8 protein-coding genes are annotated in these 8,998 nt (G+C 63.3%); 1 reads left to right on the forward strand and 7 read right to left on the reverse strand.

Annotation, left to right across the window (positions count from 1 at the left end; genetic code table 11):
* Positions 1 to 30 precede the first annotated feature (30 nt).
* The 3 genes from ACLEJU_RS28290 to ACLEJU_RS28300 form a co-directional block, all read right to left on the reverse strand.
* Entirely contained in the window at positions 31 to 1,092 is a 1,062-nt protein-coding gene (locus tag ACLEJU_RS28290) for a TerC family protein (RefSeq protein ID WP_435425524.1), read from the reverse strand.
* 159 nt (positions 1,093 to 1,251) lie between these two features.
* A complete protein-coding gene (locus ACLEJU_RS28295) occupies positions 1,252 to 2,559 on the reverse strand; it encodes a substrate-binding domain-containing protein (protein WP_435425525.1) in 1,308 nt (435 codons plus the stop codon).
* A 66-nt stretch (positions 2,560 to 2,625) separates the two neighbouring features.
* Positions 2,626 to 3,726: a tartrate dehydrogenase gene (locus tag ACLEJU_RS28300; RefSeq protein ID WP_435425526.1), complete on the reverse strand. Its 1,101-nt coding sequence runs from the start codon at positions 3,724 to 3,726 to the stop codon at positions 2,626 to 2,628.
* Positions 3,727 to 3,823: 97 nt separating this feature from the next.
* Between ACLEJU_RS28300 and ACLEJU_RS28305 the strand changes: the two genes are divergently transcribed.
* Entirely contained in the window at positions 3,824 to 4,735 is a 912-nt protein-coding gene (locus tag ACLEJU_RS28305) for a LysR substrate-binding domain-containing protein (RefSeq protein WP_435425527.1), read from the forward strand.
* Between the two features lie 102 nt (positions 4,736 to 4,837).
* Here ACLEJU_RS28305 and ACLEJU_RS28310 read toward each other — a convergent pair whose 3' ends face one another.
* Genes ACLEJU_RS28310 through ACLEJU_RS28325 form a run of 4 tightly spaced genes read right to left on the reverse strand, consistent with a single transcriptional unit; the run spans position 4,838 to position 8,761 of the window.
* Positions 4,838 to 5,986 (reverse strand): ABC transporter ATP-binding protein, encoded by a 1,149-nt coding sequence (locus ACLEJU_RS28310; protein ID WP_435425528.1) that lies wholly within the window; start codon positions 5,984 to 5,986, stop codon positions 4,838 to 4,840.
* A 19-nt stretch (positions 5,987 to 6,005) separates the two neighbouring features.
* Entirely contained in the window at positions 6,006 to 6,815 is an 810-nt protein-coding gene (locus ACLEJU_RS28315) for an ABC transporter permease (protein WP_152956085.1), read from the reverse strand.
* A gap of 6 nt (positions 6,816 to 6,821) precedes the next feature.
* Entirely contained in the window at positions 6,822 to 7,739 is a 918-nt protein-coding gene (locus ACLEJU_RS28320; protein ID WP_435425529.1) for an ABC transporter permease, read from the reverse strand.
* Positions 7,736 to 8,761 (reverse strand): polyamine ABC transporter substrate-binding protein, encoded by a 1,026-nt coding sequence (locus ACLEJU_RS28325; protein ID WP_435425530.1) that lies wholly within the window; start codon positions 8,759 to 8,761, stop codon positions 7,736 to 7,738. Before ACLEJU_RS28325 ends, ACLEJU_RS28320 begins: the two co-directional genes overlap by 4 nt.
* Between the last annotated feature and the right edge of the window lie 237 nt (positions 8,762 to 8,998).

Genomic DNA, 8,998 nt, shown 5'->3' on the forward strand with positions numbered 1-8,998 from the left:
GCTATTTCATGATCAAGAAATGATTGCAACTCAGACTCGCAACTGCGGGTCCTCTTCTTTTTTTCCGGTTTTTTCCTTCCCATCCAGTTCTTGTTCCAACTCAGCACCACCCATCACCTTTTCCCCCCGCGTCTTGATCAACGAAACCACCACCCCACCCAGCAACAACCCGAACGTCACCCCCAACGACAGCAACGCCGGTACCTTGCCCACCATGCCGTGGTAGAAGATCTTGCAGCCAATGAAGATCAGCACCAGCGCCAGCGCATACTTGAGATAGACGAACCGGTGCATCAGCGCCGACAAGGCAAAGTACAACGAGCGCAAACCGAGGATGGCGAAGATATTCGAGGTGTAGACGATGAACGGGTCCTGGGTGATGGCGAAGATCGCCGGCACACTGTCGACAGCGAACACCAGGTCGGCCAGTTCGATCAGCACCAAGGCCAGGAACAGCGGCGTGGCATAACGCAGGCCCTTGCTTTCGCCGGGCGGGGTCAGGCGCACGAAAAAGTGCGACCCATGGATCTGGTCGGTCACACGCATATGACGGCGGACGAATTTCAAGATCGGGTTATTGGCCAGGTCCGGGTGGCTGTCCTCCTTCGACAGAGCCATCTTCACCCCGGTGAACAGCAGGAAGGCGCCGAAGATGTAGAGCACCCAGGCAAAGTTCTGCACCAGCGCCGCCCCTACGCCGATCATTATCGCACGCAGGAACACCACGCCAAGAATGCCCCAGAACAGTACGCGGTGCTGGTAGCGGCGGGGGATGGCGAAGAAACCGAAGATCATCGCCATGACGAACACGTTGTCCATCGACAACGACTGCTCGACCAGGAAGCCGGTGTAGAACTCCAGCGCCGACTGCGCGCCCAGCTCATGCCAGACCCACAGGCCGAACAGTACGCCGACGCTGAAATAGCCCGAATACAGCAACAGGCTCTCGCGCATTTCGATCTCGCGGTCCTGGCGGTGCAGCACACCCAGGTCGAGCACCAGCAAACCGATGACGATGGCCATGAACACCAGCCACAACCAGGTGCTGGTGCCAAGAAACGGGGAGGTGAGGAATGTCTGCAGAGCTGTCATGAGCCCCTCCTTGAATGTCGACGTTGCCAAGTGAAGATCGCAACAGTGATCCGACATCACGGCTTGGCAGCCGTCAGAGGGGCCCGGTATCACATGAGCTTGAGCCTAGACCCGTTTGCCAGTGATGCCGAATGGTGAGCTGTTACATTTCTTTGCGTGTCAGTAGACCCAGACTTCCACCCGACGGTTACGCAAGCGGCCTTGTTCCATGTCATTGCCGGCGATTGGCAATTCATCGCCCATGCCGGTCACTTCCAGCACCTCGACGCCACCCCGTGCCAGTTCGCGTCGAACGGCCTGGGCCCGCAAGCGCGAGAGCAACGCTGCACGGCCAGGCGTTTCCTTGGGGTCGCCGAAACCTACCAGCACCGCCTTGTTCTGTAGCTTGCCAGCTTGGCGCAAGTACTCGGTGACCCGCTGCACATCGCGCAGGGCTTTGTTGTCGAGGCTGGCGCTGCCTTCCTGGAAGCGGAAATTGACGCTCAAACGTTGCGCCTGCTGGGCCAGGCTGCGATAGCGCGGCGGCATGTCGGCCTGCGCCGCTCCCGGTTGCGCCTTGACCTGCTGCGAGACGAAGCCCTGTTCGGCGACGATGGCCTGACCGGCCGGAGACTGGACGAAGTCGGCCAGCGCCCGGGCCTGGGGTTTGGCATTGGCTGGCAGGTAGAAGTACAGCCGCCGCGACAGCGGATAGTCCTCGCTGGCGACCAATGGGCGGTCAGGCAGCATGGCCGGTGCATCGCCCTCGGCCACCGCCAGCACCTTGGCCCCGTGCACCGCTGCCAGGCTGCTGAAACCGATGGCGTGACGATCAGCGCCGACTCGCTCGGCCAGTAATTCGCTGGACTCGAAACGCTGCGCCTGCCGGGCCAGCGCGCCATGGTGCGGTTCCAGTACCAATGCTTTGAAGGTTTCATAGGTCCCGGAGTGATCATCGCGGGCATACAGGTGAATGGCCCCACCCGCCACACCCAGTTGCTCCCAACGCTGGATCTGCCCGGAGAAGATCTGCGCCAGTTGCTGGGTAGTCAGTTGTGGCAGCGGGTTGTCGGGGTGGACGATGACGGCCACGCCATCCAGGCCGATGACCTGTTCGGCACTGGCTGAGCGCAGGTCGCCCAAGGCCTTGAGCTGGTTCACTTCGACATCGCTGATGGGACGTGAGGCCGCCGCCATGTCTGCCCGGCCCTGGCCCAGGGCGGCAAACCCGGTGCTCGAGCCGTGGGCGGCAATGTCGATACGCAAGGGTTGGCCATGCGCATCGCGGGCCTTGATCACGGTTTCGTTGGCCACCGCGCCTGGCAGTTGCTCGATGTCCGTCGCCTGCTGCGCGCGCAGCTGCGCTTGCACCAATGCCGGCAGCAATGCTGCGCCAACGGTGTTGGAGCCCTGCACGCGCAATGGCGCAGGTTCAGCCTGGGCCGTCAGGCTCAGCAGGGGAAGCAGCAGGAGCAGCAGGCGGCGCATGCCGGGCAACCTTTGGCATAGAGTTGCCCGGCAGATTACGACGGTGGCGTGACCGAAATGTGACGGTCAGGCGGCATCCAGTGCATCGACGATGGCCTGGCCGACCGCCTGGGTCGAGCGACTGCCGCCCATGTCAGGCGTGGTCGCACCGCTGGCTATGACGGCTTCGATGGCCTGCAGGATTTCATCGTGTGCGGCCTGATAGCGGGCGTCCGCGGTTTCCTTGCCGAGGAACTCGAGCATCAGCGCGCCCGACCAGATCATGCCGATCGGGTTAGCGATGTTCTTGCCGAAAATGTCCGGCGCCGAGCCATGCACCGGCTCGAACAACGACGGGAACTTGCGTTCGGGGTTGAGGTTGGCCGACGGCGCGATGCCGATGGTGCCGGTACAGGCCGGCCCGAGGTCGGAGAGGATGTCGCCGAACAGGTTGGACGCCACCACCACGTCGAAGCGCTCCGGTTGCAGCACGAAGCGTGCGCAGAGGATGTCGATGTGCTGCTTGTCCCAGGTGATCTCTGGATAGTGCGCGGCCACCGCGGCGGTGCGCTCGTCCCAGTAGGGCATGCTCACGGCCATGCCGTTGGACTTGGTGGCCGAGGTCACATGCTGGCGTGGGCGGTTGTGGGCGAGTTCGAACGCGTATTCGAGGATGCGGTCGACGCCACGACGAGTGAACACGGATTCCTGCAGGACGAATTCGTTGGCAGTGCCTTCGAACATGCGCCCACCCAGCGACGAGTATTCGCCTTCGGTGTTTTCCCGCACCACCACGAAGTCGATGTCGCCAGGCTGCTTGCCGGCCAGCGGGCACGGCACACCGGGGAACAGGCGCACCGGGCGGATGTTCACGTACTGGTCGAAGTCGCGGCGGAACTTGAGCAGCGAGCCCCACAGGGAAATGTGGTCAGGCACCTTGTCGGGCCAGCCGACGGCACCGAAGTACAAGGCGTCGAAGCCCTTGAGCTGGTCGAACCAGTCATCCGGCATCATCTTGCCGTGGGCCAGGTAATAGTCGCAGCTGGCCCACTCGAAAAACTCGAACTGCAGGTCGAGGCCATGCTTGCGGGCGGCGGCTTCGAGCACGCGGATACCTTCCGGGAGTACTTCATTGCCGATACCGTCGCCGGGAATGGCGGCGATCTTGAACGTCTTGGTCTTGGACATGGCCACACCTTGTGTCTGGGGAAACTGATGTGGGCCATGCTATAAGGGTCTGCTACATAGATAATCAGCCAGCTCATGCATTCTTGGTGCACGTATCGTGAATAATCTGCCCAACCTCGACGACCTCGATATCTTCCTTCAGGTGGCCCGCCGTGCGAGCTTTGCGGCGGTGGCCGAGGCCCGTGGCATGTCGGCGGCTTTCGTCAGCAAGCGCATCCGCCTGCTCGAAGCGGACCTCGGCGTTCGCCTGTTGCACCGCACCACGCGGCGGGTGACGGTGAGCGAGGAGGGTGAGCGGGTCTATCAATGGGCGCAGCAGATCTTCGAGGCACTGCAGCGCATGGGCGATGACCTGGACGCCGGCCAGCGTGAGCCGGCAGGGCAGTTGCGCATCGCCAGCAGCCTGGGCCTGGGGCGGCGGATGGTGGCGCCAGCGTTGTCGGAGCTGGCGGCGCGCTACCCACGGCTGGACATTCGCCTGGACGTGCATGATCGCCTGGTGGACCTGGTGGCCGAGGGCGTCGATCTGGATATCCGCGTGGGTGACCAGATTGCCCCGAACCTGATCGCCAAGCGCCTGGCGCGCAACTGGCGCGTGCTGTGCGCGGCGCCGGACTATCTTGCCCGACGCGGCACGCCAAAGAACCTGGTGGACCTGGCCAGCCAGGACTGTCTGGTGATCAAGGAGCGCGACCATCCTTTCGGGCTCTGGCACCTGGAGGGGCCCGCTGGCGAGGAAACGGTGCGGGTCACCGGCGCGTTGTCGAGCAACCATGGCGAAGTGGTGCACCAGTGGTGCCTGGACGGGCGCGGGATCGTGTTGCGGTCGTGGTGGGATGTGCATGACAGCCTGGCGGATGGCCGGCTGGTGCAAGTGCTGGAGGGGTATCGGCAGAGTGCCGATATCTGGGCGGTGTATACCGCGCCGCTGGCCGGGTCGGCCAAGGTGCGGGTGGCGGTGGAGTTCTTCCGGGAATACTTTGCTGAACGATTCCGATTGCCTGAGTGATTGCAGGGGAGGGCGTTGCCCTCCTTTCGCGACACAAGGCCGCTCCTACAGAAATCGCGTTACCGTGTGTCGCGAAAGGGCCGCGCAGCGGCCCCAGCTTTTTTAATGAGCCCCTGCCGACTTGCTGAGGTCACTCTCGGCCCACTCGGTATAGATGCAGGCATCCGCCACCGCCCAGCGCACCTTCACGGTATCCCCTGGTTGCATCGGCATCCCGGCCGCAGACAGCGCCTTCACCGTCAGCTCGGTACCGCCCGCGGTCACCACATGACAGGTCTGGCTCTCACCCAGGAACAGCACCTCACCGACCTTGGCACTGACCTCGTTCCAACCGGCTGGCAGCGCCTCGCGCGCGGCCTGTTCGGCGGTCAGGGCCAGGGCCTTCTCCGGCCGCACCATGATCAGTGCATCTTGCTCGGCGGTAAGGCCCGGGGTCAGGCGAATCGCCACCGGCTGGCCTTCGAAGCTGCCCGCGCCATTGCTGCTGGCCTTGATCCGCAGGAAATTGGAATTGCCCAGGAACGATGCGACAAAGGCATTCGGCGGGTTCTGATAAAGGTCGTAACCGGTACCCAGGCCAACGATCTTGCCATGGCTGAAGATGGCGATGCGCTGGGACAGGCGCATGGCTTCTTCCTGGTCATGGGTCACGTAGACGATGGTGATGCCCAGGCGGCGGTGCAACTGGCGGAGTTCGTCCTGCAGGTCTTCACGCAGCTTCTTGTCCAGCGCCCCGAGCGGTTCGTCCATCAGCAGGATGCGTGGCTCATACACCAGCGCCCGGGCAATCGCCACGCGCTGCTGCTGGCCACCGGACATCTGCGACGGCTTGCGGTGGGCGAACTTCTCCAGCTGCACCAGCTTGAGCATGGCATCGACGCGCTTGCTGGTCTCGGTGGCTCTGAGCTTGCGGATGGCCAGCGGGAAGCCGATGTTGTCGCGCACGTTCAGGTGCGGGAACAGCGAGTAACGCTGGAACACCATGCCGATGTCACGCTTGTGCGGCGGTACGTTGACCAGCGACTGGCCCTCGACCAGGATCTCGCCACTGCTCGGCGTTTCGAAGCCGGCCAGCATCGACAGCGTGGTGGACTTGCCCGAGCCGCTGGAGCCGAGGAAGGTCAGGAATTCGCCGTCCTGGATCTCCAGGTCGAGGTTGTCCACGGCAGTGAAGTCGCCGTAGTGCTTGTTCAGGCCACGCAGGCTGACCAGGGTCTTGCCGTGGGCGTTGTCTTTGATGACTGCACTCATTGTTGTTTTCTCCGCACGCTCAGGCGTTGACTTCGGTGCGCCGGCGCAAGGCGGCGGCAATGATCATGACAAGCAGCGACAGGCCGATCAGCAGGGTCGAGGCCACGGCGATCACCGGGCTCAGGTCCTGGCGCAGGGTGGTCCACATCTTCACCGGCAGGGTCTGCAGGTCGGGACTGGCCATCATCACGCTCAGCACCACTTCATCCCACGACACCAGGAAGGCGAACAGGCCACCGGCGATCATGCCCGGGCGAATCGCCGGGAAGGTCACCTTGAAGATGGCCTGAAGGCGCGAGGCACCGCAGATCACCGCGGCATCCTCGATCGACTGGTCGAACAGCTTCAGCGAGTTGATGATCGAAATGATGGTGAACGGCAGGGCGACGATCACATGGCTGACCACGAAGGCGAACAGCGTGCCGGTGTAGCCCAGCTTGAGGAACAGCGCGTACACCGCCACGGCGATGATCACCAGCGGCACGATCATCGGCATGGTGAACAGCCCGTAGAGCATTTCGCGGCCGGGGAAGCGGCCACGCACCAGGGCGAAGGCGGTGGGCAGGCCGAGCAGCACGGCAGCGATGGTGGTCAGCACGGCGACCTTGAGGCTGGCCAGGGCGGCGTCCATCCACTCCGGGTTGGAGAAGAACTGGCCGTACCACTTGAAGGTCCAGCCCGGTGGCGGGAACACCAGCCACTGGGACGAGCCGAACGACAGCAGCACGATGAACACCACCGGCAACAGCAGGAAGGCCGCGATGACCCCGGTGGTCAGGTACAGGCCCGTACGCAGTGGGCGGCCCATGGCATTGGGAGACAGGAGCATGGCGGTTTACCTCGCGTTGCCAACCGGGGATTCCGGCTGCAGCTTCAGGTACAGGTAGAAGAGCACCAGGGTAATCACCACCAGCAGTGCGGCGGCGGCGCTGGCCAGGCCCCAGTTGAGGAACGACTGCACCTGTTGGATGATGAATTCAGGCAGCATCATGTTCTGCGCACCGCCGAGCAGGGCCGGGGTGACGTAGTAACCAAGCGACATCACGAACACCATCAGCGCCCCGGAGAACAGCCCCGAGCGGCACAGCGGCAGGAACACCTTCCAGAAGTTGGTCCAGGGGCTTGCGCCGCAGATGGAACCTGCCTGCAGCACCATCGGGTCGATGGCGTGCATGGTCGCCTGCAGCGGCAGCACGATGAACGGGATCATGATGTAGCTCATGCCGATCACCACGCCGGTGAGGTTGTGCACCATCTCCAGCGGGGTATCGATGATGCCCATGGCCATCAACGCCTTGTTGATCACCCCCGAGCTCTGCAGCAGCACCAGCCACGAGTAGGTGCGCGCCAGCAGGCTGGTCCACATCGACAGCAGCACGATGTTCAGCAGCCAGCGGCCCCAGCCCTGGGGCACCAGGGTGATCGCCCAGGCCAGCGGGAAGCCCAGCAGCACACTGATCAGGGTGACCACGCCGGCCACCGAGAAGGTGTTGAACAGCACCCGTGCATAAGCCGAGTTGGCGAACAGCTGCTCATAGTTGCCCAGCCCTGGCGTTGGCTCCAGCACCCCGCGCAGCAACAGGCCGACCAGCGGGGCGAAGAAGAACAGGCCGAGGAACAGCAGGGCCGGCAGCAGGTTGCGGCTACCTTTCCAGCGCTGGCTCATGCTGATGCGGCGAGGGGCCGTTCCCGGGGCGCCGGTGCCCGTGGGGGCACCTTGCGCGTTCTGCAGGGCGTTGATGGCGACTTTCATTTGACCAACCACTCATTCCAGCGGGCTGCGATGGCCTGGCCGTTTTTCGCCCAGTAGGCGAAGTCCAGGGTGACCTGGTCCTGGGCGTAGGCGGTCGGCAGGTTCGGTGCGAGCTTGCTGTCCAGCTTGGCCACGCTGTCGACGTTGACCGGGGCGTAGGCGGTCTTGTTGGCGAACGCGGCCTGGCCTTCGGCGCTGCTGGCATTGGCCAGGAACTTCATGGCCGCGTCCTTGTTCTTCGAGCCTTTCGGGATGACCAGGAAGTCGGCCATGACCAGGTTCTGCTTCCAGCTCACGCCCACCGGTGCGCCGTCTTGCTGCAGGGCATAGACGCGGCCGTTCCAGAACTGGCCGAGCGACGCTTCACCCGAGGCCAGCAGCTGTTGCGACTGGGCGCCACCGCCCCACCAGACGATGTCTTTCTTGATGGTGTCGAGCTTCTTGAAGGCGCGGTCCAGATCCAGCGGGTAGAGGTCTTTGGGTGCTACGCCGTCGGCGAGCAGGGCCAGTTCCAGCACGCCGGGGCTCGGCCATTTGTACAGGGCGCGTTTGCCTGGGTAGGTCTTGGTGTCGAACAGCGCGGTCCAGTCGACCGGCTTGTTGGCACCGAGCTTGCCCTCGTTGTAGCCCAGCACGAAGGAGAAGAAGAACGAGCCGACGCCGTGATCTGAGACGAAACGCGGGTCGATCTTGTCGCGGTTGATCTGGTTGAAATCGAGGGGTTCGAGCAGGCCTTCGCTCGCAGCACGCAGGGCGAAGTCGGCTTCGACGTCGACCACGTCCCACTGCACGTTGCCGCTCTCGACCATGGCCTTGAGCTTGCCGTAGTCGGTCGGGCCGTCCTGGACGACTTTGATGTCGGTGCTTTTGCTGAAAGGTACGGCCCATGCTTCTTTCTGGGCGTCCTGGGTGGTACCGCCCCAGCTGACGAAGTTCAGGCTGTCAGCGGCCTGGGCGGCCTGACAGGCCAGGGTCAGCAGGCTGGCGGACAGCACTGCGGTTACACGTTTGCTCAACAGCATGGTTTACGCCCTCGTTGCTTTTGTTATTCGAGGCGGGGCTTCTGGTGCGCCCGCCAACAGTGTTCGGGGAGCAGCTAAAACAATGTGTCTGGTGGCCGCTTGTAATTGTAGGTGCCGGCCTGGAGATTCAAGGTCTACGGGATATCATATTATGGTATTCCAAACTTTTGGCAAGAGGTATGAGGCTACCGGCCATCACTCCGCCTTCTTCAGGCCGCCGCGGTCTGCTTTTTTGTG

The organism is Pseudomonas sp. SMN11 (assembly GCF_052041945.1).
Lineage (GTDB): Bacteria > Pseudomonadota > Gammaproteobacteria > Pseudomonadales > Pseudomonadaceae > Aquipseudomonas.

What these genes read in the sequence shown, in the direction of transcription:
- ACLEJU_RS28290 (WP_435425524.1), bottom strand. Translation starts at nt 1,092, where the DNA reads ATGACAGCTCTGCAGACATTCCTCACCTCCCCGTTTCTTGGCACCAGC.
- ACLEJU_RS28295 (WP_435425525.1), bottom strand. Translation starts at nt 2,559, where the DNA reads ATGCGCCGCCTGCTGCTCCTGCTGCTTCCCCTGCTGAGCCTGACGGCC.
- ACLEJU_RS28300 (WP_435425526.1), bottom strand. Translation starts at nt 3,726, where the DNA reads ATGTCCAAGACCAAGACGTTCAAGATCGCCGCCATTCCCGGCGACGGT.
- ACLEJU_RS28310 (WP_435425528.1), bottom strand. Translation starts at nt 5,986, where the DNA reads ATGAGTGCAGTCATCAAAGACAACGCCCACGGCAAGACCCTGGTCAGC.
- ACLEJU_RS28315 (WP_152956085.1), bottom strand. Translation starts at nt 6,815, where the DNA reads ATGCTCCTGTCTCCCAATGCCATGGGCCGCCCACTGCGTACGGGCCTG.
- ACLEJU_RS28320 (WP_435425529.1), bottom strand. Translation starts at nt 7,739, where the DNA reads ATGAAAGTCGCCATCAACGCCCTGCAGAACGCGCAAGGTGCCCCCACG.
- ACLEJU_RS28325 (WP_435425530.1), bottom strand. Translation starts at nt 8,761, where the DNA reads ATGCTGTTGAGCAAACGTGTAACCGCAGTGCTGTCCGCCAGCCTGCTG.